The organism is Actinoplanes sp. NPDC089786 (assembly GCF_040684855.1).
Lineage (GTDB): Bacteria > Actinomycetota > Actinomycetes > Mycobacteriales > Micromonosporaceae > Actinoplanes.
Genome location: NZ_JBFBGU010000014.1, coordinates 28,401 through 53,074, shown reverse-complemented (window position 1 = coordinate 53,074; position 24,674 = coordinate 28,401). Strand labels below are relative to the sequence as shown.

Here is a 24,674-nt window from a genome sequence, read left to right as displayed (position 1 = left end):
GCCGATGTCCACAGGAGACTAGCCGCTCAGCCGGGGGAGCGAGATCCGGAAAACGGCCCCCTTGCCAACCGCCGTGGTGAGCTCTATCTCGCCGCCGTGGGCGTGCGCCAGCGACTGGGCGATGGCCAGCCCCAGCCCCGAGTTCGCGCCGCCCTCCCGGCTGCGGGAGCGGTCCGCGCGGTAGAACCGGTCGAACACGCGGGTCGCCTGGTCGGCGGTCAGGCCGGGACCGTCGTCGGCCACCTCGAGCACCGCCCGGCCGTCCATCGTGCCCACCCCGATGCGGACCGGGGTGCCGGCCGGGGTGTGCGTGGCCGCGTTGCCGACCAGGTTGGTGACGACCTGCCGCAGCCGGGCCTCGTCGGCGTGCACCGGCGCCGGGCCGGGCCGTTCCTCGCCGCCGGGCCCGGTCAGCGTCACCGGCCGGGTCGGGTCGAGCGCGCGCAGGTCGTGCCGGGCGTCGGTGGCGAGCGTACGCAGATCCATCGGCGCCCGATCGAGCTGCGCGTCCGGCAGCTCGTCGAGCCGGGCCAGCAGCAGCAGGTCCTCGGTCAGCGCGCTCAGCCGGGTGGCCTCGCGGTCGATCGCGTGCATCGCCTCGGCCACCGCGTCCGGCCCGGTCAGCCCGCCCATCCGGTACAGCTCGGTCGACCCCTTGATGACGAACAGCGGGGTACGCAGCTCGTGGCTGACGTCCGACACGAACCATCGCATCCGCGCCTCGGACGCCGCCCGACCGAGGAACGCCTGCTCGAGCTGCACCAGCATGCTGTTCAGCGAGGCCGCGAGCCGCCCGATCTCGGTCTTCGGTGAGGCTATTCCGGGTACGCGCTGAGTGATGTCCCCACCGGCGATGGCGGCGGCGGTGTGCTCGATCCGGCGCAGCGGCCGCAGCCCCCGGCCGAGCGCGAACCACCCGGCCACGGTCAGCAGGATCAGCAGCAGGCCACCGCTGACCAGGCTGGCCGTCCGGAACCGGCTCAGCGTGGCGTCGGCCTCGGTGAGCGGGGTCGCCGCGACGACCGTCCCCGAGCCGTCCGCGGCCGGCCGCGCCACCGCCCGCCACCGGCCCGAGCCGTCGGCCGCGCGCAGGTTGACCGTCGTCCCGTCGGTCGGCACGGTGCGCAGGACGTCGTGATGAGGCAGGGTCAGGCTGCTCAGGCGCGACGAGACGACGCCGTTCACGACCCGGCCGTCCGCTCCGAGAAACACCAGGTAGGGGGCGCCGAGCAGATCGAGGGCCGGGTCGAGCAGGTCGGGCCGGTCCTGAGCGCCGGGGATGGGCGGCCGGTTCGCGGTCACCGCCGACATGATCGTCGAGAACGACCTGAGCTGGTTGTCGATCCGCTCGTACTGATATTTCTCGAGTTGGTCGACCACGACCGTGCCGAACACGGCCAGCCCGGTCAGCAGCAGCCCCGCGGTGAGCGCCAGCAGCCGCGACCGCAACGAGAACCGGGTCACCGCCGCGGCCGCCGCATCACGTAGCCCACCCCGTGCACGGTGTGGATGTGCTTGGGCTCCTCGGCGTCCACCTTGCGGCGCAGATAGGAGATGTACGTGTCCACGATGCTCGCGTCCCCGCCGAAGTCGTACCGCCACACCCGGTCGAGGATCTGCGCCTTGGACACCACCCGCCCGGCGTTCTCCATCAGGTAGCGCAGCAGCCGGAACTCGGTGCCGGAGAGCCGCACCGGCTGCCCGCCCCGGGTCACCTGGTGCCCCTCGGTGTCCATCGCGACCTCCCCGACCGTGATCACGTCACCGCCGTGGCCGGCCGTGCGGCGCAGGATCGCGCGGATCCGGGCGATCAACTCCTCCAGGTCGAACGGCTTGGTCACGTAGTCGTCGGCGCCCAGCGACAGCCCGGTCACCTTGTCGGCCTGCCGGTCGCGGGCGGTGAGGAAGAGCACGGGCACCTGGGTACGTTGCTCGCGCAGCCGCCGGACCACCTCGAACCCGTCCATGTCCGGCAGCATCACGTCGAGCAGCACCAGGTCGGGCGGGTCGGCCCCGGCCGCGGCGACCGCCTCCCCGGCGGTCGCCGCGGTGGTCACGCTGAAGCCGGCGAACCGCAGCGTCGCGGCCAGCAGCTCACGCACGGTGGCCTCGTCGTCCACCACCAGCAGGCGGTCACTCATCACGTCAGCTTGTCAGACGTCGCGGCGCCGGAAGAGCACGAACCCGGCGGCCAGCACCGCGGCGATCCCGGCGCACATGCCGCCGAAATAGAGCCAGGGGTGCGGCAGATCGGGGTTGGGCAGCGTGGCCAGCACCTGGGCCCCGCCCTGGCTGGGCCAGAAGTAGAGCACCTTCTGCAGCCAGTCCGGGAACAGGCCGCCGAGCGCCGGCACCAGGAAGACGATGCCGACCAGGGTGGCCAGGGCGCCCGCGGTGGACCGGAGGATCGTGCCCAGACCGACCGAGAGCAGCGCGATCGCGGCCAGGTAGAGGCCGCCGCCGAGCACCGCGGGGAGCACGCCCGGATCGCCCAGGCCGGCGTGCGGCGCGTCCTTGGCGGCCAGCATGAGCTGCCCGATGGTGAACACGGCGACCATCAGCACCTCGCCCACGACCACGGCCAGGGCGGCGGCGAGCAGCACCTTGGCGGCCAGCAGCCGGTGCCGGCGCGGCGTCGCCCCGAGCGACATCTGCATCAGCCCCGACGCGAACTCGGAGGTGACCATCAGGATGCCGAGGACGCCGATCACCAGCTGGGCGACGATGTAGCTGCGCAGGCTCAGGTTGGTCGGGTCCCATTCCAGCCGGTCGGCCGGGCTGAGCTCGGCGTAGCCCTCGCCGCCGGCGAAGCTGGTCAGCGCCGTGATGCCGAGGCCGACGACGAACAGCGTGGCCAGCGTCAGCCAGGTCGACCGTACGCTGCGTAACTTGACCCACTCGGCGTGCAGGGTGTGCGTGAACCTCATGCGGCAACCTCTTGAAATCTCATGCGGCCACCTCTTGAAATTCGACACTGTCCCGGGTCAGTTCCATGAACGCGTCCTCCAGCGAGGCGCGTTGCGGCGTGAGCTCGCTCAGCACCACTCCGCCGGCCGCGGCCAGCGCCCCGATCTCGGCGGCGTTCAGCCCGTTCACGATCAACGACGACTCCAGGCCTTCGCGTACGGAGGCCCCGGCGCCCACGAGCCGGTGCGCGAACGGCGCCGGGTCGGGCGTACGCACCAGAACCGTTCCCTCCCCACCGGCCGTGACCAGCGCGTCCATGCTGGTGTCGGCGATCAGCCGGCCCCGCCCGACGACCACCAGATGATCGGCGGTCCGCGCCATCTCGCTCATCAGATGGCTGGAGACCAGCACCGCCCGGCCCTCGGCGGCCAGCCCGCGCATGAAGTCGCGGATCCACCGGATGCCCTCCGGGTCGAGGCCGTTCACCGGCTCGTCGAAGATCAGCACCCGCGGGTCGCCGAGCAGCGTCGCCGCGATGCCGAGCCGCTGCCGCATGCCCAGCGAGAACCCGCCGGTCCGCCGCCCGGCCACACTCTCCAGCCCGACCCGGGCCAGCACCTCGCCGACCCGGCGGCGGGGGAGACCGTTGCTCACGGCCAGGGCGAGCAGGTGGTCGTACGCCTTCCGATGGCCGTCGATCGCGCCGGCGTCGAGCAGGGCGCCCACCTCGGTCAGCGGCACCGGCAGGTCGGCGTACCGGCGGCCGCCGATCGTGACGGCGCCGCGGGTGGGCCGGGCCAGGCCGACGATCATCTTCATGGTGGTGGACTTGCCGGCGCCGTTCGGGCCCAGGAACCCGGTCACCTGGCCGGGTTCGACGGTGAAGGACAGGTCGTCCACCACGGTCTCGGGGCCGTACCGCTTGGTCAGCCCCCGCACCTCGATCCTCGTCATGCCGCATACCGTGACGCGTGTCTCTGATCCAGTTCTGAGTTGTTCTGGGAGAACTCTGTGAGAGCGAGACATCATGGGGCCCATGGCGATCCCCCTGTCCCTGCTCGATCTCGCGCCCATCGCCCCCGGGCAGACCGCCCGCGAGAGCTTCGCCGCCAGCGTCGAGCTGGCCCGTGCCGCCGAGCGGGCCGGCTACCGCCGGGTCTGGTATGCCGAACACCACAACATGCCGTCGATCGCCTCCTCGGCCACCAGCGTGCTGATCGGCCACGTCGCCGCCCACACCGACACCATCCGCCTCGGCGCCGGCGGCATCATGCTGCCCAACCACTCGCCGCTGGTGATCGCCGAGCAGTTCGGCACCCTGGGCACGCTCTTCCCCGACCGCATCGACCTGGGTCTGGGCCGCGCCCCCGGCAGCGACCAGAACACGATGCTGGCCCTGCGCCGCGACAACTCGTCGGCCGACACTTTTCCCCAAGACGTGCAAGAGCTCCAGGGCTTCCTGACCGGCAAGTCGCGCATCCCCGGCGTCGAGGCGGTGCCCCGGCCCGAGGCGCCGGTGCCGCTCTACATCCTGGGCAGCTCACTGTTCGGCGCCCAGCTCGCGGCGGCCCTGGGCCTGCCGTACGCGTTCGCCTCCCACTTCGCGCCCGACGCCCTCCACCAGGCGATCGGCGTCTACCGCGACTCGTTCCGCCCGTCGGCCCAGCTCGCCGAGCCGTGGGCGATCGCCGGCGTCAACGTGATCGCCGCCGACGACCACGACCTGGCGGTCGAGCAGAAGAACGCGGCCTACCGCGCCCGTACCCGAGCCTTCCTGACCCGAGGCCCGATTCGCAGAAACTTCACCGACGCCGAGATCGACGACTTCCTCGCCTCACCCAGCGGCGGCCAGCTGGCCCAGATGACCCGCTACACCGCCGTCGGCACGGCCGCCGAGGTCCGCGACTACCTCGAGGCCTTCGCCAAGGAGGCCGGCGCCGACGAGCTGATCACCGCCCACCACGCCCAGAGCGTCGACGACCGCCTCCGTTCGATCGAGCTGACGACCGCCCCCTGACGCCCGGGGCAGCCGGCCGCCGTCCCGGTCCATCAACCCTTCTTCGCCATCTCGAAGGTAGCCGGCACCGCGTGCGTCGCCCGCTTGTACGACTCGCGCAGATCGTCGCGGGTGACACATCGGACCGTCACCTCGTCGAAGCGTCCCGACCGCATCAGGGTGCGCTCGGCCGAGACGCCCTTCTTCCTGAGCATTTCGGCGACCTGGACACCGGTGGTCGCATAGCGGATGTGCAGCCTCGGCCGGCCGCCGGAGAACTTCGCCGCAGACATCGATTCCGTAATCGTTTCCGCCACCCATCCGGAATGAGTCGGGGTTGAAGTCGCTCTCGTAGAACGAGCTGAGGACGCAGAATCCGGCGAATGCCTCGAACGCCTCGTCCTGGGCGAGCGTCTCCAGATCGTGGTCGGTCTGGAACTGCTTCATCAGGCTCTCGATGACGATGTCCATGCGGGTTCCCTCACTCTGCCCTGGCGCGCTGGAGGACTTCCTCGGCGCTCAGCGCGCTCTTCGGGTGATGACTCAGGCACATCGGCGTATTTAATCGGCGGAACGGTTTGCCCTCGGCGACCGCATAGAATTCACCGGCCTTGAGCCGCGAGATCTCCAGCACCGCGCTTCCCTTGGCCTGAGCCACCTCCTTGGCCGCGGCGATCTGCGTGGGACTGTTCAGGAACCCGTAGAACTGCGTCGCCGCATTGCCGACGATCCGGTTGTGGATGCCCTTCGGCGCCTGGGTCGCGAAGATGAGACCGAGGCCGTACTTCCGGGCCTGACTGGCCAGCGCCAGCGCGCTTTCGGTGCAGGCGGTGACCGGACCCGAGGGTACGAGCGTCTGCGCCTCGTCCATCACGAACAGCCCACCGAGGGGCTTGTCGCCGGCCGGATGACGCTTGATCCAGGCGAACAGCGCCATCTGCAGCTGGTTCACGAAGCTCTGACGCTGCTCGTCGGTGGGAAGCCCGATGAAGTTGACGACCGAGACACGGGCGCGTTTCCCCGGCGCCGGGGTCATCAACACGCCCGGGTCCAGCGCCACACCGGCCCCGCCGAAGAGCGGATCGTTGACCATCGCCGCCTGCAGCGTCTCAGCCATGTCGGCGGCCAGCTCGTAGGCCTTGGCCAGGGTGGCCGCCTCGTGCGGGAGATCCTTGAGCAGGTCGACGAATTCGGCCAGCCCGCCGCCACCGCTCCGGGCGAAGTGGGCCATCGCCTGCTTGAGCACGGCCCTTCCGCGGTCCGCCTTGGCGGTGTTCCCGGCCATGCGGGCGCGAGGCGCCAGCGCGGCGACCGCGGCGTCGAGGGCCAGCGCGAACTCGTCCGGCTCGTCCAGGACGGCCGCGAAGTCGGGCAACGGTTGCAGGCTGAGTGGCCGGCCCGACTCCCGCCGCGGCGTCCAGACCACCACGTCGGTGCCCTGGAGATAGTCGGCGGCCATCCGTGCGTCCTCCGGCCGCCACCCCGCCGGCGGTGTGGGCCAGGGATCGCCGAGGCGCGCGAGGTCGTTGTTGGGATCCAGCACGATCGCCGAGACGCCGTGGAGCGCGCACTCCTCGATCAGGCGGCGGATGAGGACCGTCTTGCCCGACCCGGATCCGGCGAAGATGACGGCGTGCTTGCGAAGTGACTCGAGCGTGGCCCGCACCGGTTTCCCGTCCGAGACGCCGAGGCCGATCTCGTTCTCGGCCTCGGGTGCGTCGAGAACCACCGGCGCGTTCTCGACTGCCGGCGACCCGACGAGAGCGGTCGGCGGCCCGACGAGAGCCGTGGGCGGCCCGAAGAGGGTCGTGAACAGCGCGGTGTTCCAGGCCGGTTGACGCGACACCAGCCAGTGCGGAAGGGCCGGCTCGTGCTCGTCGAGCATGGTGGCCAGCGCGTCGAAGGTGCGCAGGTCGTCCTCGGTCACCTCGGTGATGACGCCGCCCAGGTCGAGGAACTCCTGGCGTACGCGGCGGCTGACCGCGCCGGTGGGCCAGTCGGTGTTGCGCAGCAGGACGGCGCGGCGCTTGCTGATCGCCGGGTCGAGGTTGGCGAAATCGCGCAGCCGGCGAAGCCGCGTCTGCACGGCTCGGTGGTGCGGATGAGCCAGCGCCCGGAACGACCACTGCGCCTCGTCCTCGGTGGTGTCGTCGAGCGTTTCGCGCAGCCACGCGTGCAACGACGGGCTGCCGTCCTCGCCCGGCTGCACCTTGTACCGGCTACGGCGATCACCCTGCTCGATCGTCCAGGCGCGCAGCCCGGCGTCGAGCAGCCGCGGCATCGCCTGATCCTCACCGGCGGGGCTCAACGCGTCACCGATCTTGGCCTGCCCGCGGAGCTCCGCCAGCCGCTCGTCGAATGTCGTGAGCTGCTCCGGCGGCGTCACCGGGGCGATCCGTTGCGCCGGCCGAGCCACCGCGCCGAAGTCGGCGAGCTCAACCACGGCGTCGGAGTCCAGGCAGGACTCGACGTGATCGTCCGCGCGCTGCAACAGCCGGCGGGGCGTGAGATCGGTCGCGGTGCCGAAGGCCGTCCGCAGGATCGGCCACGTCGGGTACGGCGGTTCGAACTCGGCCGTTTCGAAGAACGGCTCGAACTTCGCCGCCAGCAGACGCTCGGCGACCTCGGCCGACGGAAGAACGCTGAGCCGGGTCTCCTGCCGGAACCGATTGGTGACCGAGGCCAGGGCCGACTCCCTGATCAGATTCCAGGAGGTGGGCAGACAGGCGACGATCGTCACGGTCCGGCTCAGAACCTCGCGCAGCTGCATCAGGCCGTTGCCCAGGTCGGCGGCGAGATCGATGGGCTCGCCGGCCGGCGTCCGGGCCTGGGCGAAGATCGTGTCGATCTGGTCCACCGCGAGCAACGTCGGCCCGGTGATCGCCAGGAGCCGGGAGATCTCCGCGGCGACATCCTGCGGTTTCTTCGGCCGCCGGGGAAGACCCCAGGTGTCCAGGGCCTCCGCTGTCCCGTCGTCCGCGGACAGCAGCCAGCTCTCCGCCGCGTCGGCGACGTTCTCGTCGGGTGAGGCGATCAGCACCAGGGCGCGAAGGGTGTGGCGGCATTCGCGTCCCGCCTCCGGGTGGGCCCGTCGCACCCCGCTCACCAGGTGATCGAGGACCTCCGGGCTGATCGGCCGATCACCACGCACCATGAGCCGCATCGCGTTGGGGACCTGCGAGATCTCGGCCAGGGCGCCGAGAAAGACGGAGAGCTGCAGATGCCGGTACGAGCCCGAACGCCTCAGCCCGCGGAGGAACGCGTGCACGATGTTCGTCCAGAAGCTGCGGCCGTCGGTGATGCCCATCAGGAAGAAGTAGCCGTGCCGGTGCTGCACCTGCTCGCGCGCCCATCGCACCAGATGTGTCTTGCCGGCGCCCTGCCGCCCCTCGATCACCAGGCCCAGCGGGCACCGGGACTCGCTGTCCCTGGCCTCTTCGAAGGCGCGGAGCAAGGTGTCACCGACGTCGCCGTTCAGCTCGTCGATGTGGATGTCGAGCGGCGACCAGACATCCTCCTGGGTGGGCGCCCAGTCCAGCCTGCTCAGTTCGGAGAGCGCACGGCGCTCGGCCGGCTCGATCACCGCGTGCCGATCGCGATCAGATGCATGTCCTCCCCGCCGACGCTGATCGCGGCCGCGCGTGCCTCGTCGGTCAGGACCCGGCGGTTCGGATCGGGGTCGAGGTGGATCTGCTTCCGGCGGTTCAGATCGATCAGCGCGGCGTCGAGCTCGGCGCGGGAGATGCCGGCGAGCCGGCCTCGGAGCTGGTCCAGACCGACCAGCTCGCCTGGCTGCCCGGCGAGCTCGCCGTAAACGCGCCGGATGCCGTCCTCGGGCGATTCCTCCAGCACGAAGACGTCGGAGAGCTGGTAGTCCAGCTTCTGCATCATCCGATCGAGGTTGCGCAGCGTCGCATAGTGAAGGCGCCAGGCGGGCGATGCCTTTTCCGGCGGCTCGGAGGTGAGTTCCGTTCGTGCTCTCGCCCAGCCCTTGTCGGTGAGTTCGTGAAAGATCGCCTGCCGGGCGCCTTTCCGCCACGTGATCAATTTCTCGTCATTCAGCCGATCACGGTCGGGTTTCTTGATCGTCAATCCAAAACGGTTCTGAAGATCCGGATTGGATGCCTCGGAAACGTGGATCATGAGTGCGATCAAAGCCTGGCGGGCTGAGGTGCTGAGGGCGGCGGCCATGGGAAGCATCATGAATGGTCGGCGGCAATATCGCGAGAGTGAGAATTTGCCGCTGATGATCGAATGCGAATAGGCCGGCCTTGATCACCATTACGAATCGAAGCCGACGCCCAGGCGGTCGAGGGTTCGGAGCCACAGGTTGCGGCGGCCGGCCTGGCGGTCGGCCTGGGCGATGGACCAGCGGGTGAGCTGGATGACGCCGTTGCGGACCGGCTCGGGTGGGAACGGGACCGGCTTGCGGCGGACCATCTCCAGGCGGGTCAGGGGAGTGGGCCGGCCGGTGAGCAGGTCGAGCATGACGTTCGCGCCGAAGCGGGTCGCGCCGACGCCCAGGCCGGTGTAGCCCGCGGCGTACGCCAGCCGGCCGCCGTAGGCGGTGCCGAAGAACGGGCTGAACCGGCTGCACGCGTCGATCACTCCGCCCCACTTGTGGGTGAAGCGGATGCCGTCGAGCTGGGGGAACGTGGCCGCGAAGTGCCGGGCCAGCCGCCGGAACGTGTCCTCGCGCTGGTCGCGGGCGGGACTGATCCGGCCGCCCCGGTAGTAGATCGCGTCGTAGCCGCCCCACAGGATCCGGTCGTCGGCCGTACGCCGGAAGTAGTGGAACTGGTTGGCCGCGTCGCCGAGGCCCTGCCGGTTGGCCCAGCCGATCGAGGCCAGCTGTGCCGCGCTCAGCGGTTCGGTCATCAGCGCGTAGTCGTACACCGGCGCGATGTAGTGCTGGAGCCGGCGCAGCAGCTTCCCGTGTGTCCCGGTCGCGAGCGCCACCGACGAAGCGAGGACCTCGCCCCGCGGGGTGTCCAGCCGGAGCCCGCCCCGGGCCGGCGAGATGCCGAGCACCGGGGTGTTCTCGAAGATGCGTACGCCGAGCGAGAGGCACGCGCGGCGCAGCCCCCAGACCAGCCGCGCCGGGTCGACCATGGCGCAGCCGTCCCGATCCCAGACCCCGCCGAGGAACCGTGGCGAACGGACTTCCGCCTGAACCGCTTCAAGAGAGAGGAAGTCGGGCGAGGAAGAGAGCGCCGCCAGCTGCCATTCGGAAGTGGCGACCACGAGCTCACCGGTGCGCTCGAAGGAACAGTCGATGTCATAACGTGCGACGGCCGACGCGATCGCGCCCAAATTGTCCAACCCGAGCTGTTCCAACTGAGCCAGCGAGGAAGGAAAGTGGCGCAGCCCGTTCTCGTACCCGTGGGTCAAAGAGGCCGAGACGAACCCACCGTTCCGCCCCGACGCGGCCCACCCCGCCGTACCCGCCTCGAGAACGACGACGTCCCGTGAAGGATCCCGCTCCTTGGCCAGCAAGGCGGTCCACAGCCCGCTGTAGCCGGCCCCGATCACAGCCAGCGAGGCCCGCAAGGCCGAAGCGAGCGGATCAAGGGCCGGCGGCGCCCCCTCCTGGGACAGCCAGTAACAGGAGGGTTCGGCGTCGGCCAGCGGGTCAGCCACGGCGGCGGCGCGGCCGGGAGCGCACCCCGGACAGCACCGCGATCAGCACCCCGACCGCGAAGATGAGCGTGCCCATGACGTTGACCTGCGGCGGCAGGCCGACCCGGGTGGCGCCCCAGATCCAGAGCGGGAACGTGACCGTGGTGCCGGCGGTGAGGTTGGTGACCACGAAGTCGTCGATGGACAGCGCGAAGGCCAGCATCATGCCGGAGCCGATGGCCGGCAGCAGCAGCGGGAACGTGACCTTCCAGAACGTCGTCCAGGCGGTCGCGCCCAGGTCGGCGGCGGCCTCCTCCAGGGATCGGTCCAGGGTGAGCACGCGGGCGCGGACCACCACGGACACGAACGAGATGGAGAACATGATGTGCGCGATCGAGATGGTGACCGGGCCGAGGCCGACGCCGAGCGACACGAACATGGTCAGCAGCGAGGCGCCCATCACCAGCTCGGGGGCGGACATCGCGGCGAACAGCACCAGGTTGACCGTGCCCGAGCCGCGGAACCGGTAGCGGCCCAGCGCGTAGCCGATGCCGGTGCCGAGCGCGCCGGCCACCACGGCGGTGATGATCGCGACGACGACCGAGATCAGCAGCGCCTCGGTGAGCGCGTCGATGCCGAAGACCCGGCCGTACCACTTGACGGTGAAGCCCTCCCAGGTCTGGTTGTAGCGGCCGGGGGTGTCGTTGAACCCGAACGCGATCATCACCGCGACCGGCAGGGTGAGCCAGGCGACCACGACCCACGTGTAGATGTGCAGCGCGCGTGAGTTCCTCATCGGGCCGCCACCTTCATCACGTCCTCGGTGCCCAGCGCCCGCGCGTAGGCGAAGACCCCGATCAACAGCACGGCCATGAGTACGAAGGACAGCGCCGACGCCGTCGGATAGTCCGCCGTGGCCAGGTATTGCGCCTGGATGACCTGCCCGATCATCGTGGTCGACGAGCTGCCGAGCACCGCCGAGTTCACGTAGTCGGAGCTGGCCGGCACGAACGTCATCAGCACACCGGCGAACACCCCGGGCAGGGCGAGCGGCAGGATCACCTTGCGGAAGGCGGTGGCCGGGTCGGCGTACAGGTCGCGGGCGGCCTCGATGACCCGCGGGTCGATCCGTTCCAGGGCCACGTAGACCGGCAGCACCATGAACGGCAGGAAGTTGTAGACCAGGCCGGCGATTACCGCGAACGGCGTACCCAGGATGTGGAACGACGAGCCGAGCAGCCCGATGTCCTTGAGCGGCCCGAGCAGCGGGCCCTCGTCGGTGAGGATCTGCCGCCACGAGATGGTCCGCAGCACGAACGACACGAAGAACGGCAGGAGCAGCAGGAACAGGTAGGTGGCCTTGCGCCGGCCGCCGTAGAAGGCGATCCAGTACGCGACCGGGAACGCCACCACGATGAGCAGAACGGTGGCGATCGCGCCGTAGAGCAGCGACCGGAACAGCTGGGTCCGGTAGTTGCCGATGGCGTCCACATAGGTCTGCCAGTGGCCGGTGAACGCGTACCCGTTGACGATGTCGCCCTGTTGCAGCGACAGCGACAGCATGGTGATCATCGGCACCGCGAAGAACAGCAGCAGCCACAGCCCGCCGGGCAGGACCAGGAGGTAGGGCGCGAGGTTGCGCCGCAGCCGGCTCACCGGGTCAGCCCAGCACGACGGGTTCGAAGACCTTCTGGAACTCCTGGTAGTCGGCCGGGGTGTCGAAGTTGCGGTAGTAGTGCAGCTTCGCGTAGTCGGCCTCGGTCGGGAACACCAGCGGGCTGTCGGCCACCGCGGTCAGCGTCTTCTTGTCGTCGCCGGTGGCGGTCTCGGCCTTCTTCTTCATCAGTTCCTGCGCGGCCGGCACCGGCGTCACGTAGTTGATGTAGGCGGCGATGTCGGTGGCGACCTCGGGCCGGTAGAAGTAGTCGATCAGCGTGAGCGCGGCGACCGCGTTCGGCGCGGTGATCGGGATGGAGAAGTTGTCGGTCCAGATCGTGCCGCCCTCCTCCGGGATGACGAACTTGAAGTTCGTGCCGTCGGAGACGTTCTTCTGGAACACGTCGCCGGACCACGCCTGGGTGATCCACACCTCGCCCTTGCCGAGCGCGTCGATGTAGCTCTGGTCGTAGTAGTTGCGCAGGATGCCCTGCGACTTCTGCTCCTTGAGCTTCTCGGCCGCCTTCTTCCAGTCGTCGGCGGTGGAGTTGTCGGGGTTGATGCCGAGCACCATCATCCCGAAGTTGGCCAGCTCCTGGGTGTCGGAGAACATCCCGACCTTGCCCTTGAACTTCGGGTCCCACAGGTCGGCGAGTTTGGTGATCTCACGGCCGGTCTTGGCCGGGTCGTAGGCGATCCCGCTGATCCCGGACGTCCACGGCACGCTGTAGACGTTCCCCGGGTCAAAGGCTTCCTTCTTGTACGCCGGAGCGGCGTTCTTGGCGAAGTTCGGCAGCTTGGAATGGTCGAGCGGCGCCAGGAAGCCGGAGGTCGTGAACTGCTTGAACTGCTGGCCGTTGGTGATGATCTGGATGTCGAACCCGATCGGCTGCTTGGCCGCGAGCTGCGGCTGCACCTTGGCGAACCAGGGGCCCATCTCCTGGATGACCTCCTGGTAGTTCACCGTGATGCCGGTCTCCTTGGTGAACGCCTTGAGCTCGGGCTGTTTCGGGTCCATGTAGAGCGGCCAGCTCGCCACGTCGACGTGCTTGGTGGCGGTCTTGCCGGCCCAGAACTTGGCCACCGCGTCGGCGGCGGGCGCGCTGGCACCGGGGTTGCCCTGGCCCTTCACGCCACAGGCGGCCAGGAAGGCGCTGAACGACGCGAGGCCGCTCATCCGGAGCGCGTCACGCCGGCCGAGGCGACGCTGGGTCATGCCACGAACAAAAGAGGGGTCACGGGGGGATGACATCAGACTCCGATCGGGTACGAATGCTGCGCGTTCCAGTAGAGGAAGACTTTGTCGCCACGGACCGCGAGGTCGTCGGCGTTGGCGGCGTTCTGGTCGAAGACCGTGAACTCGGGGCCGGCGGCGGTCGCCACGGTGTAGTTGGTCGAGGTGCCGTGGTAGACGACCTCGCTGACCGTGCCGGCGACGACCGAGCAGTCGCTGGGCGCCTCGACGCCGCGCTCCAGTTCGATCTTCTCCGGGCGTACCGAGATCTCGACCTTGTCACCGACCGCGACCGAACCCGGAACCGGGACCAGCACGCAGTCGCCGGGCGCCGAGCTGAGCGTCGCGATGCCGTTCTCGATGCTCCGGACCTCGCCCTCGAGGAGGTTGGAGGTGCCGATGAAGCCGGCCACGAACCGGGTCGCCGGCTTCTCGTAGATCTCCCGCGGCGTGCCCAGCTGGTCGATCCGCCCGCCCTGCATCACCGCGATCCGGTCGGACATGGTCAGCGCCTCGCCCTGGTCGTGCGTGACGTAGACGAAGGTGATGCCGACCTCGCGCTGGATCCGCTTGAGCTCGACCTGCATCTGCTGGCGCAGCTTGAGGTCGAGCGCGCCCAGCGGCTCGTCCAGCAGCAACGCCCGCGGCCGGTTGACCAGCGCCCGGGCCAGCGCGACCCGCTGCTGCTGGCCGCCGGACATCTCGCGCGGCGCCCGCTTCTCCATGCCGCTCAACGAGACGATCTCGATGATCTCGCCGACCCGGCGGGCGATCTCGTCCCTGGCGACCTTCTTGCGCTCCAGCCCGAAGGCCACGTTCTGGTGCACGGACATGTGCGGGAACAGCGCGTACGACTGGAAGACCATGTTGACGTCACGCTTGTTCGGGGCGATGTTGGTGACGTCCCGGCCGTCCAGGAACACGGTGCCCGCCGACGGGTCCTCGAACCCGGCGATCATCCGCATCGTGGTGGTCTTCCCGCAGCCGGACGGACCGAGCAGCGAGAAGAACTCGCCCTGCGCGATGGCCAGGTCGAGCGTGCGTACGGCGTGGACGGTCTCGCCGTGCGACTGGAACTCCTTGTGTACGCCGACGAACTCGATCGCGGGGGTGTCGCTCATCCGGGGGTACCTCTATCAGCCGACGTTGTGCATCACATGCTTGATCCGGGTGTACTCCTCGAACCCGTACGCGGACAGATCCTTGCCGTGCCCCGAATGGCCGAACCCCCCGTGCGGCATCTCGGAGACGAACGGGATGTGGGTGTTGACCCAGACGCAGCCGAAGTCGAGCCGCCGGGTCATCCGCATCGCCCGCCCGTGGTCGCGGGTCCACACGCTGGCGCTCAGGCCGTACCGGACGTCGTTGGCCCAGCGGACCGCCGCGTCCTCGTCGGTGAACTCCTGGACCGTGATCACCGGGCCGAAGACCTCGTCCTGGACCATCTCGTCGCGCTGCTCCAGGCCGGTGACGACGGTCGGCTCGACGAAATAGCCACGCTCGCCGATCCGCCGGCCGCCCGTCGCCACCCGGGCGTGCGCCGGCTTGCGGTCGAGGAAGCCGAGCACCCGGCCCAGCTGGTTCGCGTTGTTGACCGGGATCACGTCCTGGCGCGCGGCCGCTTCCACCAGCGCCTCGGTGAAGTCGGCGGCGACCCGGTGGTGGACCAGGACCCGGGACGCGGCGGTGCAGTCCTGGCCGGCGTTGAAGTAGCCGGCGTCGGCGATCCGGGCCGCGGTCGACGCCAGGTCGGCGTCGTCGAAGACCACGACCGGCGCCTTGCCGCCGAGTTCGAGGTGGACCTTCTTGAGGTCGGCGGCGGCCGAGGCGGCCACCTCCATGCCGGCGCGGGTCGATCCGGTGATCGAGACGAGTGCGGGGTCGGGGTGGGCGATCAGGTCGCGGCCGGTGTTCCGGTCGCCGCAGACCACGTTGAGTACGCCGGGCGGAAGCACCTCGGCGGCGATCTCGGCCAGCAGCAGCGTGCTCACCGGCGTGGTGTCCGACGGCTTGAGCACCACCGCGTTGCCCGCCGCGATGGCCGGGGCGAACTTCCACACCGCCATGACCATCGGGTAGTTCCACGGGGCCACCTGCGCGCAGATGCCGATCGGCTCGCGGCGCACGTACGACTCGTACCCGGCGAGGTATTGCCCGGCCGACCGGCCCTCGAGCAGCCGCGCCGCCCCGGCGAAGAACCGCAGCTCGTCGAGGAGCGGGGCCATCTCCTCGTCGCGGGTCAGCCCGACCGGCTTGCCGGTGTTGCGGCACTCGGCCTCGATGATCTCCTCGGCCCGCGCCTCGACCCGGTCGGCGATCCGCAGCAGGGCGAGCTGCCGCTCGGCCGGCGTCGCGTCCCGCCACGTCGCGAACCCGTCGCGCGCCGCCGCCATCGCCGCCTCGACGTCCTTGGCCGAGGAGACCGGCGCGTGGGCGTACGTCTCTCCGGTCGCCGGATCGATCACCGGCGAGGTGGCGCCGTCCGCGTGGTCTGCGTAAGCCCCGCCGATGAAGTTCCGCAGGACGGGCAGCGCATCGCTCACGGTCGGTCCTCCTGCCCTCACTGACGTGGGGGGACCTTGACACAGAGAACCGCTTGGAGACAAGGGAATCCGAACTATTTTGCAGAGCCGAAACGGAATCAGCCGTCGATGGTCGGCTATGCCGCGAATTCCGGTGACGATCGCGTACGGCTCTCCGGAATGCGCAGCGGCCGGTGAGCGCAACCCTCTGCGCTCACCGGCCGCCTGATGTGTGGCGATTGGTGCTACTTCTGTGCGGCTACCTCGTACAGCTTCTCGGGAGCCACCGCGCCGACCAGGATCCGGCCGTCGTCGGTCGCCAGCGCGCTGAACAGCGTGCTCTGCAGCAGATGTCCGCTGCCCCAGCTGCCCTTGACCGCGGGCAGGCTCTTCAGCACACCCTCGAGCGCCGCGGCCTCCGGGCCGGCCGCCTTCTTGTCGTCGGCCTTGTCGTCGGCCTTCGGTGCCTGAGCGACGAACACCGACGTCCAGCCCTTGCCGACCACCTTGGTGCTCTCGGCCGCCTGCTTCCGCGCCTCACCATGCTTCTGCTTGGCCTCGGCGCCCTTCTTCTCGGCCTCGGCCTGAAGCTGCTCGGCCGTCTGGTTCTCGACCTTGGCGCCCGGCGGCGGGTTGAAGTTGAACTGCTGCGCGTCCGGCTTGGTGAAGCTCACCTGCTGGAACGCCACCCGGACGGCCGGGTTGTTGGCGTCCTTGGCGTAGACGTCCACCCGCAGCGGGATGTGCTCCTTGGCGTCGATCGCCAGGCGCACCTGCCCGATCAGCGAGGCGCTGTCCTTCGGCGCCAGCACCAGCTCGTACGCGTCCCGCCCGGCCACCTCGGCCGCACCGGTCGTGCTGACCGCCGTGGTCGGGTCGATCGCCGCGAGCGCGGCGTCGGCCGCTTCCTGCGGTGTCGACGGCACCACACCCGCCGGCGGCGTGTGCTGAGCCTTGCCCGCCTTGTCCGCCGGCACCTTCAGGTGCGACGCCGTGTTGTTCTGGCTGCGCCAGATCCACACGTCCGTACCGTTGCGGATGATGTCGGTCTGGCCGAGCACACCCTGGATCGCGACGCGGGCCTGGTCCTCGCCGGCGTACCAGACCCGGGCGGTGTTGCTGCCCGCGATCAGCTTGGTCAGCTCGTCACCCTGGCCGGTCACCCCCGGCACGGCCGGCAGCCCCAGATCGGCGGTCTGCACGATCGTCCCGGACAGTCCTTCCACCTTCGCGTTCTGCACGTCGACCAAGAGCTGAGCCGCGCTGCGCTCCGGCAGAGCCGGGTCGGCGCTGGCGACGATGGTCCCGGCAGCCGCGCCACCCCCGATCACGACGACCGCTGCGGCCGACGGCACCAGCCAGCGAAGCGCCGGCCTGGACCTGAACACGTTCACTACGTCCACCTCCCGTTGTCTGCCACCCACCATGCTCCCGACGCCCTGTGACTCCGCTGAGAAGGTCCCCTAGGGGTCTCCTCGGACCAGGCGTCGGCGCTGTGACTCAGCTGAGGAGGTCGCCGCGGAGCAGCCCCCGGCGTGACACAGTTGTCCTCGTGCGGTTGCTGGTGGTGGAGGACGAGGAGCGGCTGGCCGCGGCGCTGCGGCGCGGGCTGCAGGCCGAGGGGTTCGCGGTGGATGTCGCCGGCGACGGCCAGGACGGGCTCGAGATGGCCCGCCACGGCGGGTACGACGCGATGATCCTCGACGTGATGCTGCCCCGGCTCAGCGGCTACCGCGTGGTGCGCCAGCTGCGGGCCGAGCGCCACTGGCTGCCGGTGCTGATGCTGTCGGCCAAGGACGGCGAGTACGACCAGGCCGACGGGCTCGACTGCGGCGCCGACGACTACCTGACCAAACCCTTCTCGTACGTGGTGCTGCTGGCCCGGCTCCGGGCCCTGCTCCGCCGGGGCGGCCGGGAGCGCCCGGTGGTCCTCGCCCACGGCGACGTCGAGCTCGACCCGGCCGAGCGCCGGGTGCTCGTCGGCGGCAGCGAGGTGGCCCTGACCGCCCGCGAGTTCGCCCTGCTCGAATACCTGATCCGCCATCCCGGTCAGGTCGTCTCCAAGACCGAGCTGCTCGACCACGTCTGGGACGCGGCGCTGGACACCGCGCCCAACGCCGTCGAGGTCTACGTGGGCTACCTGCGCCGCAAGATCGGCCGCGATCGCCTGGAGACGGTCCGCGGCGCCGGTTACCGCCTGGCCGCCGTACCCGCATGAAGTGGTTCCGCCGCCGCTCGTTGCGCGCGCGGCTGACCGGCGTCTCCATCGCCGCCCTCGCCGCCGGGCTGCTGGCCGGCGGCCTGGCGCTGATCGCGGTGCTCAGCTTCGCGCTGCTGCGCTCGATCAACGAGGAGGCGCTGGACACCGCCCGCGCGGTCGCCGACCTGGTCGAGCAGAACGCGCTCAGCGACCCCATCCCGGTCAGCGCGGGCGTGCAGGTCCAGGTGGTCGACGACCAGGATCGGGTACGCGCGGTGAGCGCGACCGCCGACCGGCTGGTGCCGATCCTCTACCCCGACGAGCTGAAGGGCCTGGCCAGCGGCCACGGGACGGTCATTCCGGGCGACCGCATCGGGGTCGACGGAGCGGTCCGGGTGGTCACGGTCGAGGCCCGGCAGGGCGCCGAGACGGTGCACGTGCTGGTCGCCCGCGGCACCGGCGACGTGACCGCCGGCATCCGCCTGCTGCGGATCACCCTGCTCGTGGTGTTCCCGCTGCTCATCGTGGTGCTGGCGGTGGTGTCGTGGCAGGTGGTGGGCGCCGCGCTGAGCCCGGTCGAGGCGCTGCGCTCCGGGGCCGAGGAGATCACCGGCCGGGCCCGGTCCGACCGCCTGCCGGTGCCCGACTCCAGCGACGAGGTCCACCGGCTCGCGGTCACCCTCAACGACATGCTCCGCCGCCTCGACGCCTCCCGGGCCCGGCAGCGGGCCTTCGTCGCCGACGCCGCCCATGAGCTGCGCAGCCCGCTGACCACCATGCGCACCGAGCTGGAGGTGGCGCAGCGGCTGCCCGACGACACCGACTGGCCCGCCCTCTCGGCCGACCTGCTGACCGACGTGGAACGGCTCAGCCGGCTGGTCGACGACCTGCTGCTGCTCGCCCGGGCCGACGACGCCGCGACCCGGCCGGCCGCCCGGATCACGTCCGTCCGGCTCGATGAGCTGCTGGCCCAGGTCGCCACGCGCTACCCCGGCGTCCGGGTGGTGTCGGAGCCCGTGGAGATCACCGGCGACCCGGACGCCCTGAGCCGCGTCGTGGCCAACCTGCTCGACAACGCCGTACGCCATGCCTCATCGGCCGTGACCCTCGCGCTCACGGCTGATGCCTCGGGCGTCCTGATCACCGTGACCGACGACGGCCCCGGCATCCCCGAGGCCGACCGGGAGCGCGTGTTCGGCCGGTTCACCCGGCTGGACGACGCGCGGGCGCGCGACGCCGGCGGGTCCGGGCTGGGGCTGGCGATCGTCCGGGAACTGGTCCGCCAGCATCACGGGACCATTACCCTCGGTGACGCGTCGCCGGGTCTCCGGGCCGAGGTCCGATTGCCGAAGTCGTAGGGAACTTTCCGGCCCGATGCGCCGACCAATGGCCGTACGTTCCATTCGTCTGGAAGGCCGAGAGAAGATGACCTTGTTCAAGCGGGCCGCTGTGGTGGCCGGAGCGGTCGCCGCGCTCACCCTGGCGATCGCCGCCCCCGCGTCCGCGCACGTTTCCGTGAGCTCGGCCAACGCCGCTCAGGGCGGCTACACCAAGGCCACGTTCCGGGTGCCGAACGAGAGTGACAGCGCGTCCACCACCAAGCTCGAGGTGACCCTGCCGATCAAGACCGCGCCGGTGGCGTCCGTGTCGGTCAAGCCGGTGCCGGGCTGGACCGCGGTGGTCACCAAGGGCAAGCTGGACAAGCCCCTCGAGGCCCACGGCGCGCAGATCAACGAGGCGGTCGAGAAGATCACCTGGACGGCGGCCGCCGACGCGGCCATCAAGCCCGGCCAGTTCCAGGAGTTCGATGTCTCGCTGGGCCCGCTGCCGCAGGTCGACCAGATGATCTTCAAGGCGCTGCAGACCTACTCCGACGGCAACGTGGTCCGCTGGATCGACGAGCCGCCCGCGGCCGGCGGCGAGGAGCCCGAGAGCCCCGCGCCGGTCCTGAAGCTCGCGAAGGCCGCCGCCGAGAGCGACACCGCCCCCGCCGCCGCGCCCGGCCCGACCGTCGAGGCCGCCGCGCCCGCCTCGGAGTCGTCCTCCAGCACCGGCACCGCCCTGGGCGTGGGTGGCTTGGCGCTCGGCGTCATCGCCCTGATCGTGGCGCTGCTCGCGTTCCGCCGCTCCACCGGCTCCGCCCCGGCCGAGCCGACGCCCGGCAAGTAGCGCGCGGGATCAGACCGGGCCCGGGCTCAGGAGGCGTAACGCTTCTCGGCCCGGGCTCGCGCCTTGATCGCCTCGACCTCACGGTCCTTCTTGGGCCCGACGTTCACCAGGTCGGCCAGCAGATGCTCGGTCGCATGGGCGACGGCCGCGACGGCCCGGTCGAACGCCTCCTGATTACGTGCGCTCGGCTTGGTGGTGCCCGCGACCTTGCGCACATACTGCAACGCCGCCGCGTGCGTCTCGTCGTGCGTGGCCGGCGGCTCGAAGTTGTTCAGCGGTCGAATGTTTCGGCACATGGTCCCGAGCCTAACGCCGCGGCCTGGAACAATCCGCTTCATGAACGGGCGGTGGGTTCGGTTGCGCGCGGCCTGATCGTGACGTGGGTGGCCGCCGCGGCGCTCTCCTGGTGGACGGCCCTCGCGAGCAGCCGGACCGCCGCGCGCAGGCGGACATCGCCGCCGGCCGGGTGGCGACCTACACGTGGGGCGATCGCTGGAACACCCTGAACTCCGGTCGGTGGTTCGATGAGGCCACCCTCGAGCCGGGCGAGAAACTCGGCGCTGTCGCCGCGTACCCATCGCCTCGAAGCGCGGGGGCTCGGCGACCGGCCGCACCGCCTGGGAGGTGGTCACCCGGGTCCGACCCCGGGGTGGAACTGACCGCGCGACCTAGACTTTTGCGCATGGTGCATTGGTACGAGTCGGCTGTTGATCGGCAGCTGCGCGAGGCTCAGGAACGTGGGGAGTTCGAGAACCTGGCCGGCGCCGGGAAGCCGCTGCGCGGGGCGGGCGGGGAGTACGACGAGGACTGGTGGGTCAAGGACTGGGCGCAGCGTGAAGGGGCCGGGGCGGGCGTGCTGCCGCCCTCGCTGGCGCTGCGGCGAGAGCGGGAAGAGCTTGACGCCACGATCGACCGCAAGCCGTCGGAGCAGGCGGTCCGGGAATATGTGGCGGCGCTGAACGAGCAGATCCGCAAGGCCCGGGTCGGGCTGCTGGACGGGCCGCCCACGCTGCTCCCGCCGGTGGACGCCGACCAGGTGGTCGCCCGGTGGCGGGAGCGTCGCGGGCTTACCGGACCTCGGTGATCTTCAGGGGCTTGCCGGTCAGGACGTCGCTGCGTACGAAGGAAAGGTCGATCTTGACGTCGGTGAACTTCAGCACCGGCAGGGTCAGCGGCGGCGGCTGCTCGGGCGTGAAGGTCACCGGGATCAGGCCGAAGAGCTTGCCCTCGAACTTCGGGGTGTAGAAGCGGACGTTGCCGGTCGTGGTGAGCGCGCCGGCGTCGATCACCGTGGTGTGGCCGCCGGGCTCCTGGATGGTGAGCTTGAACGGCGTGGTCACCGACTTGCGCATGCTGAACTTGAGGACCTGCTTGGGGCCGTCCGCGGTCTGGAGCGTGGTCACGCCGTCGTAGGTCGAGTCGTACATGGTCAGCGTGTCGCCCTCCATCAGGCCGCCGATGACCGCGGCCGGGGGCAGGTCGTCGGGGCCGGCCTTCTTGTTGAGGACGCGCGGGCCCAGGCACGGGATGTCGTCGTTCGTGGACGACGACGACGGCTTCGGCTTGGGCCTGGGCTTCGAAGGGGTGCCGGGCTTCGAGGTGGGGCCGGTCGTCGGCTTGGCCGTCGGCTCGGACGGGCCGGGGGAGGGCGACGTGTCGTCCCCGCCGCCGAACAGGTTGCCGACGCCCTCGACGAAGTCGTTCCAGCCGTCGACGATCGGGTTGCCGGTGTCGTCCTTCTTCCCGGCGTCGGCGGTCGTGGTCGGCTTGGGCTGCGCAGGCGTCGTCTTCCCCGCGCTCGGCTTGCTGAGGGAGGGTTTGGCCTCCTTGCCCGGTGAGGCCTCCTTGTTCGGCGAGGCTGCCGTGGAACGGGAGGGCATGCCTTTGGGGCAGGCCGGCTCGGCTCGGGCGGGCCGGGGCGCGTGTGCGGCCATGGCCAGCGACAGGCCGATCGCGAGCGGCGCCGCGATGATCGCAAGGGCCTTCCGATGTTGCCCGGTGCGCCCGGGCTCAGCGAAAGGGGGCGGCTCCTGTGCGGCCGGCCGCAGATCGGTGGTCGGCGCGTCCGGCTTCCGGTCCGCGACGGGGCCGGGCTCGATCACCCCGGTGTCAGCCGCGGGAAGAGCGGGATCGGCCGCGGGAAGAGCGGCGGCGGGTGCGGGGGTCCAGGCGATGGCCAGGGCGCCGCCCGCGATGCCCAGCAGCAGGCCGGCGCCGAAGCCGCCGAGGTTGAGGCCGATCAGCGAGTACACCGCGGTCATCAGCGCGACGATCGCGTAGAAGACCCGTTGCGCCGGGGTGAACCAGACCAGCAGCCCGCACAGCAGCATCACCAGCGGCAGCAGGTAGGACAGGAAGCCCTCCTGGCCGAAGTGGACCTCCATCGCCTTCAGGGTCAGGTTGGCGCTCAGGAACAGGGCCGCCGCCGACAGCGTCAGCAGCAGCCCGCCCCAGAACGGCCGGGCCCGGCGCCAGTGCGCGAAGCGTCGCCGAAACTCGCGAACATCCACCTCAGAAGCATTCCTTCGGCGAGGAACCGAAGTTCAGCTTGAGGTCGAGCCCGGTCAGCTTGAACGTGCCGGCGGTGGTGGACACCGCGGTCTGCCTCAGGCCGTTGATCACGATCTTGTCGGACTGCTGGCCGAAGCCGCCGGTCTCGCCCTTGGCCTCCGTGCCACCCTTGGTGAGGGTCCCGGCGTCCTGACCGATGTTGATGTTGGTGAAGGTGGCGTCGCCGGCCAGGTCCTTCATGCCGATCAGCATGTTGGTGGCCCGGGCCGGCTTGCCCTTCTCGGTGCCGGCCGTGATGGTCAGGCTCATCGGGGCGTCCTTGACCCGCACCGACTGGCAGAGGTTGGTCAGCTTGGCGTCGGCGATACCGGACATCGAGACCGGGATCTGCTTGCCCTCGGCGTCCTTGACCACGCCGCCGTACTGGGAGAAGCCGGTGCCGTCGAGTCGGTCGGCGGAGATCTTGAAGTCCTGGCCGGAGACGGCGAAGCTGGCCGCCAGCGCGCCCTGCGACATCCCGAAGAGCAGGAAGCCGGCCGCCACGGCGGGTACGCCGGCGGCGAGCGCGAACTTGCGCCAGTTGGTTCGTCCGGAAACCGCGTCGGTCACGGTGGGGCCCTTTCTCGATCGGTCTCGAAGCGGGGGAACTTCGATGGGTCGTCACTCTGCTCCCAGGTGGCCCCGGTCACAAGCGGTGAGATTACCGGCGGGTAACCAAGGCGCTCCCGATGTGCGTCACGCACCGTTGCAGATACCGGTTCAGTGTCCGCTTTGCCGGGAAATCCGATCACCGGATGTGGAGATCGTCGGCCATGTAACGAGTAGGTAACGAAACTCAGCGGACTCCCAGATTTCCCCTGGCGAGCGGGCGCTCCGGCGCTCAACACGGGCCAACTCCTGCCGATCTGACCAGGGTGACGTCCTCCCACGAGCTGCTGCGGCTCGACGCGCTTCACGAGTACGGAGTGCTCGACGCGCCGGCCGACGACGAGCTCCAGGACGTCGTCCGGGTGGCCGCGCTGGTCGCGGGAAAGCCGTTCGCCACACTCAATCTGATCGACGAGAACCGGCAGTGCCAGCTCACCACCACCGGCTTCGAGGGCGGCGACTCCGCCCGCGACGACTCGATGTGCGCGGTCAAGTTCGAGGAGGGTGAGTTCGTCCACGTCCCGGACGCCAGCGAGGACCCCACGTTCCGGCTCAACCCGTGGGTCACCGGTCAGCTCGCCGACGTGCGGTTCTACGCGTCCGCCCCGCTGGTCACGCCCCAGGGGTACGCCCTGGGCAGCCTGTGCGTCTTCGACAACGTGCCCGGCGTGCTGGACGACGACCAGATCGCCCGGATCAAGGACCTGGCCGGGGTGATCCTGGCCGTGTTCGAGCGGCGCCGCCAGGGCCGGCTGAACGCCGAGCTGCTCGCCGAGTCGGAGCAGCAGCACCGGGCGCTCGAGCAGGCGCACGAGGAGCTGGCCGCGACCAACGCCGAGCTCCAGCGCTCGAACACCGAGCTGGAGCAGTTCGCGGGCGTGGTCAGCCATGACCTGGCCGCGCCGCTGGCGGTGGTCAACGGATACCTCGAGCTGATCGGCGACGAGCAGGCCGAGGGCAGCCGGACCCGCTCCTGGATCGCGTCGGCGACCCGCGCCGTCGGCCGCATGCAACACCTGATCAACGACCTGCCGGAGCACCGGGGGCGGGTCTTCGAGATGTTCACCCGGGTGGACCGCACCCCGGCCGGGCACGGCGTCGGCCTGAGCACCTGCCAGCGGATCGCCGAGCGGCACGGCGGCCGGATCTGGGCCGACGGCACGCCGGGCGGCGGCACCACCACCATCGCCTTCACGTTGCCGGACGCGTGAC

The 24,674-nt window shown here is 70.4% G+C and carries 23 protein-coding genes; 6 read left to right on the top strand and 17 right to left on the bottom strand.

Annotation, left to right across the window (positions count from 1 at the left end; all coding sequences use genetic code 11):
- Nucleotides 1-18 precede the first annotated feature (18 nt).
- The 4 genes from AB0O15_RS31185 to AB0O15_RS31170 are packed head-to-tail and all read right to left on the bottom strand — an operon-like array spanning nucleotide 19 to nucleotide 3,861.
- Nucleotides 19-1,464: a HAMP domain-containing sensor histidine kinase gene (locus tag AB0O15_RS31185; protein ID WP_364325699.1), complete on the bottom strand. Its 1,446-nt coding sequence runs from the start codon at nucleotides 1,462-1,464 to the stop codon at nucleotides 19-21.
- Complete coding sequence (locus tag AB0O15_RS31180; protein ID WP_364325696.1) at nucleotides 1,461-2,141, bottom strand: response regulator transcription factor; 681 nt, start codon at nucleotides 2,139-2,141, stop codon at nucleotides 1,461-1,463. The genes AB0O15_RS31185 and AB0O15_RS31180 overlap by 4 nt, the downstream gene beginning before the upstream one ends.
- Before the next feature lie 12 nt (nucleotides 2,142-2,153).
- Entirely contained in the window at nucleotides 2,154-2,927 is a 774-nt protein-coding gene (locus AB0O15_RS31175; protein WP_364325693.1) for an ABC transporter permease subunit, read from the bottom strand.
- Nucleotides 2,928-2,946: 19 nt separating this feature from the next.
- Nucleotides 2,947-3,861 carry an ATP-binding cassette domain-containing protein gene (locus AB0O15_RS31170; RefSeq protein WP_364325690.1) on the bottom strand — a complete coding sequence of 305 codons (915 nt, stop codon included), beginning with the start codon at nucleotides 3,859-3,861 and terminating at the stop codon, nucleotides 2,947-2,949.
- Between the two features lie 82 nt (nucleotides 3,862-3,943).
- On the opposite strand from AB0O15_RS31170, the gene AB0O15_RS31165 reads away from it, so the two are divergent.
- A complete protein-coding gene (locus AB0O15_RS31165; protein WP_364325687.1) occupies nucleotides 3,944-4,924 on the top strand; it encodes an LLM class flavin-dependent oxidoreductase in 981 nt (326 codons plus the stop codon).
- 32 nt (nucleotides 4,925-4,956) lie between these two features.
- On the opposite strand, the gene AB0O15_RS31160 is transcribed toward AB0O15_RS31165, so the two are convergent.
- The 10 genes from AB0O15_RS31160 to AB0O15_RS31115 all read right to left on the bottom strand — a co-directional run bounded on the left by AB0O15_RS31160 (nucleotide 4,957) and on the right by AB0O15_RS31115 (nucleotide 17,328).
- On the bottom strand, nucleotides 4,957-5,196 hold the full coding sequence (locus tag AB0O15_RS31160) for a hypothetical protein (protein ID WP_364325684.1): 240 nt from the start codon (nucleotides 5,194-5,196) through the stop codon (nucleotides 4,957-4,959).
- A gap of 188 nt (nucleotides 5,197-5,384) precedes the next feature.
- Complete coding sequence (locus tag AB0O15_RS31155) at nucleotides 5,385-8,486, bottom strand: DUF87 domain-containing protein (RefSeq protein WP_364325681.1); 3,102 nt, start codon at nucleotides 8,484-8,486, stop codon at nucleotides 5,385-5,387.
- Nucleotides 8,483-9,094 (bottom strand): hypothetical protein, encoded by a 612-nt coding sequence (locus tag AB0O15_RS31150; protein WP_364325678.1) that lies wholly within the window; start codon nucleotides 9,092-9,094, stop codon nucleotides 8,483-8,485. Before AB0O15_RS31150 ends, AB0O15_RS31155 begins: the two co-directional genes overlap by 4 nt.
- 90 nt (nucleotides 9,095-9,184) lie before the next feature.
- Nucleotides 9,185-10,543: an FAD-binding oxidoreductase gene (locus AB0O15_RS31145; RefSeq protein ID WP_364325675.1), complete on the bottom strand. Its 1,359-nt coding sequence runs from the start codon at nucleotides 10,541-10,543 to the stop codon at nucleotides 9,185-9,187.
- The gene (locus AB0O15_RS31140) at nucleotides 10,536-11,318 is read right to left on the bottom strand and encodes an ABC transporter permease (RefSeq protein WP_364325672.1); all 783 of its coding nucleotides are present in this window, start codon (nucleotides 11,316-11,318) and stop codon (nucleotides 10,536-10,538) included. Before AB0O15_RS31140 ends, AB0O15_RS31145 begins: the two co-directional genes overlap by 8 nt.
- Nucleotides 11,315-12,178: an ABC transporter permease gene (locus AB0O15_RS31135; RefSeq protein ID WP_364325669.1), complete on the bottom strand. Its 864-nt coding sequence runs from the start codon at nucleotides 12,176-12,178 to the stop codon at nucleotides 11,315-11,317. The genes AB0O15_RS31140 and AB0O15_RS31135 overlap by 4 nt, the downstream gene beginning before the upstream one ends.
- A gap of 4 nt (nucleotides 12,179-12,182) precedes the next feature.
- Nucleotides 12,183-13,394 carry a spermidine/putrescine ABC transporter substrate-binding protein gene (locus AB0O15_RS31130; protein WP_364325666.1) on the bottom strand — a complete coding sequence of 404 codons (1,212 nt, stop codon included), beginning with the start codon at nucleotides 13,392-13,394 and terminating at the stop codon, nucleotides 12,183-12,185.
- Nucleotides 13,395-13,429: 35 nt separating this feature from the next.
- Complete coding sequence (locus AB0O15_RS31125; protein ID WP_364325663.1) at nucleotides 13,430-14,533, bottom strand: ABC transporter ATP-binding protein; 1,104 nt, start codon at nucleotides 14,531-14,533, stop codon at nucleotides 13,430-13,432.
- Nucleotides 14,534-14,548: 15 nt separating this feature from the next.
- Nucleotides 14,549-15,955, bottom strand: coding sequence for a gamma-aminobutyraldehyde dehydrogenase (locus AB0O15_RS31120; protein ID WP_364325660.1), 1,407 nt, complete (start codon nucleotides 15,953-15,955; stop codon nucleotides 14,549-14,551).
- Between the two features lie 224 nt (nucleotides 15,956-16,179).
- On the bottom strand, nucleotides 16,180-17,328 hold the full coding sequence (locus AB0O15_RS31115) for a sigma-E factor regulatory protein RseB domain-containing protein (protein ID WP_364325658.1): 1,149 nt from the start codon (nucleotides 17,326-17,328) through the stop codon (nucleotides 16,180-16,182).
- 158 nt (nucleotides 17,329-17,486) lie between these two features.
- Here AB0O15_RS31115 and AB0O15_RS31110 point away from each other — a divergent pair, with 158 nt between their 5' ends.
- The 3 genes from AB0O15_RS31110 (at nucleotide 17,487) to AB0O15_RS31100 (ending at nucleotide 20,303) form a co-directional block, all read left to right on the top strand.
- Entirely contained in the window at nucleotides 17,487-18,152 is a 666-nt protein-coding gene (locus tag AB0O15_RS31110) for a response regulator transcription factor (protein ID WP_364325655.1), read from the top strand.
- On the top strand, nucleotides 18,149-19,492 hold the full coding sequence (locus AB0O15_RS31105) for an ATP-binding protein (RefSeq protein ID WP_364325652.1): 1,344 nt from the start codon (nucleotides 18,149-18,151) through the stop codon (nucleotides 19,490-19,492). The genes AB0O15_RS31110 and AB0O15_RS31105 overlap by 4 nt, the downstream gene beginning before the upstream one ends.
- Nucleotides 19,493-19,559: 67 nt before the next feature.
- Nucleotides 19,560-20,303, top strand: coding sequence for a YcnI family protein (locus AB0O15_RS31100; protein ID WP_364325649.1), 744 nt, complete (start codon nucleotides 19,560-19,562; stop codon nucleotides 20,301-20,303).
- A 26-nt stretch (nucleotides 20,304-20,329) separates the two neighbouring features.
- Here AB0O15_RS31100 and AB0O15_RS31095 read toward each other — a convergent pair whose 3' ends face one another.
- Nucleotides 20,330-20,599, bottom strand: a complete 270-nt coding sequence (locus AB0O15_RS31095; RefSeq protein ID WP_364325646.1) for a DUF2277 domain-containing protein — start codon at nucleotides 20,597-20,599, stop codon at nucleotides 20,330-20,332.
- Between the two features lie 386 nt (nucleotides 20,600-20,985).
- Between AB0O15_RS31095 and AB0O15_RS31090 the strand changes: the two genes are divergently transcribed.
- Entirely contained in the window at nucleotides 20,986-21,387 is a 402-nt protein-coding gene (locus tag AB0O15_RS31090; protein WP_364325643.1) for a DUF1992 domain-containing protein, read from the top strand.
- On the opposite strand, the gene AB0O15_RS31085 is transcribed toward AB0O15_RS31090, so the two are convergent.
- Nucleotides 21,371-22,813, bottom strand: coding sequence for a DUF6114 domain-containing protein (locus tag AB0O15_RS31085; RefSeq protein ID WP_364325640.1), 1,443 nt, complete (start codon nucleotides 22,811-22,813; stop codon nucleotides 21,371-21,373). The genes AB0O15_RS31090 and AB0O15_RS31085 overlap by 17 nt on opposite strands.
- Nucleotide 22,814: 1 nt before the next feature.
- Nucleotides 22,815-23,423, bottom strand: a complete 609-nt coding sequence (locus tag AB0O15_RS31080) for a DUF6230 family protein (RefSeq protein WP_364325637.1) — start codon at nucleotides 23,421-23,423, stop codon at nucleotides 22,815-22,817.
- 305 nt (nucleotides 23,424-23,728) lie between these two features.
- On the opposite strand from AB0O15_RS31080, the gene AB0O15_RS31075 reads away from it, so the two are divergent.
- Nucleotides 23,729-24,673: an ATP-binding protein gene (locus tag AB0O15_RS31075; RefSeq protein ID WP_364325634.1), complete on the top strand. Its 945-nt coding sequence runs from the start codon at nucleotides 23,729-23,731 to the stop codon at nucleotides 24,671-24,673.
- The last annotated feature ends 1 nt before the right edge of the window (nucleotide 24,674 follow it).

Bases quoted from the DNA above. Each gene is read 5' to 3' on its own strand.
- AB0O15_RS31180 (WP_364325696.1), bottom strand. From the start codon at position 2,141: ATGAGTGACCGCCTGCTGGTGGTGGACGACGAGGCCACCGTGCGTGAG.
- AB0O15_RS31175 (WP_364325693.1), bottom strand. From the start codon at position 2,927: ATGAGGTTCACGCACACCCTGCACGCCGAGTGGGTCAAGTTACGCAGC.
- AB0O15_RS31170 (WP_364325690.1), bottom strand. From the start codon at position 3,861: ATGACGAGGATCGAGGTGCGGGGGCTGACCAAGCGGTACGGCCCCGAG.
- AB0O15_RS31165 (WP_364325687.1), top strand. From the start codon at position 3,944: ATGGCGATCCCCCTGTCCCTGCTCGATCTCGCGCCCATCGCCCCCGGG.
- AB0O15_RS31160 (WP_364325684.1), bottom strand. From the start codon at position 5,196: ATGTCTGCGGCGAAGTTCTCCGGCGGCCGGCCGAGGCTGCACATCCGC.
- AB0O15_RS31150 (WP_364325678.1), bottom strand. From the start codon at position 9,094: ATGGCCGCCGCCCTCAGCACCTCAGCCCGCCAGGCTTTGATCGCACTC.
- AB0O15_RS31140 (WP_364325672.1), bottom strand. From the start codon at position 11,318: ATGAGGAACTCACGCGCGCTGCACATCTACACGTGGGTCGTGGTCGCC.
- AB0O15_RS31130 (WP_364325666.1), bottom strand. From the start codon at position 13,394: ATGACCCAGCGTCGCCTCGGCCGGCGTGACGCGCTCCGGATGAGCGGC.
- AB0O15_RS31125 (WP_364325663.1), bottom strand. From the start codon at position 14,533: ATGAGCGACACCCCCGCGATCGAGTTCGTCGGCGTACACAAGGAGTTC.
- AB0O15_RS31105 (WP_364325652.1), top strand. From the start codon at position 18,149: ATGAAGTGGTTCCGCCGCCGCTCGTTGCGCGCGCGGCTGACCGGCGTC.
- AB0O15_RS31100 (WP_364325649.1), top strand. From the start codon at position 19,560: ATGACCTTGTTCAAGCGGGCCGCTGTGGTGGCCGGAGCGGTCGCCGCG.
- AB0O15_RS31095 (WP_364325646.1), bottom strand. From the start codon at position 20,599: ATGTGCCGAAACATTCGACCGCTGAACAACTTCGAGCCGCCGGCCACG.
- AB0O15_RS31090 (WP_364325643.1), top strand. From the start codon at position 20,986: ATGGTGCATTGGTACGAGTCGGCTGTTGATCGGCAGCTGCGCGAGGCT.